Source organism: Novosphingobium sp. CCH12-A3 (assembly GCF_001556015.1).
Classification (GTDB): domain Bacteria; phylum Pseudomonadota; class Alphaproteobacteria; order Sphingomonadales; family Sphingomonadaceae; genus Novosphingobium; species Novosphingobium subterraneum.
In genome coordinates, this window is record NZ_LSIA01000220.1 from 1 (window position 1) to 874 (window position 874).

The 874-nt window shown below is 64.5% G+C and carries 1 pseudogene and 1 other annotated feature; the pseudogene reads right to left on the minus strand.

The features are described from left to right. Window positions 1–81: 81 nt before the first annotated feature. Window positions 82–824, minus strand: a pseudogene (locus AX703_RS26805) (IS3 family transposase); the annotation flags it as partial. Then, window positions 429–543, minus strand: a sequence feature (AL1L pseudoknot). It overlaps the preceding pseudogene by 115 nt. Window positions 825–874: the final 50 nt, after the last annotated feature.

The following is an 874-nucleotide window of genomic DNA, read 5'->3' on the forward strand; positions in this document are numbered from 1 at the left end:
CACCAGCGGCACCTCAGTCTGCACCGGAAATTACACCACGACCGCGGACGCTAACCCGGACCATCCGGGACGAGGCGCACCGTATGTGAAGTCGACCACCCACAGGGCATTGGGTCGACTGACGCGGAACTCGCGGTTGACCTTGTCCAGCGGGCATGGCGCCTTCGGATCGCTGACCGTGGTGATGGTCTTCTTGCCCCGCCGCACACCTGCCAGGCCCATGGCTGCCATCAGCCGTTCCACCGTGCACTTGGCGATCACCACGCCTTCGCGCCGCAACTGGTGCCAGACCTTGCGCGTGCCGTAGAGGCCGAAGCTGGCTTCATGGACGCGCTTGATCTGTGCCCGCATCTCGTCATCCCGCCGAGCCCGGGCAGGACGCCTGCCAGGATCGGCAAGGCGGGCAGCGTGCTCATGATAGGAGGACGGGGCGATCGCCAGTTCACGGCAGATCGGCTCGATACCCAGGTCCTCGCGATGGGCGTCGATGAACGACATCATCATCTGCCGTGGCGGTCGAGCTCCGCCATCGCAAAATACGCGGACGCCTTGCGCAGGATTTCGTTAGCCCGCCGTAGCTCCTTGACCTCCCGCTCCAGCAACTTGAGGCGTTCCCGGTCACTGGCGACCTGCGCCGCTGGTCCCGCTCGTCGGCTCGCCTCCTCGCGGCACCAGCGGCGCAGCGTCTCGGTCGTGCAGCCAACCTTCCCGGCGATCGAAGTCATCGCCGCCCACTCCGACGGGTAATCCCCTCGATGCTCATCGACCATCCGCACGGCACGGTCGCGAAACTCAGGCGAAAACTTGTTCCTTATAGCGCTCATCACAGCTCCTTCTCACAAATAGGAGCCTCCAGAAAACCCGGGACGCTTCA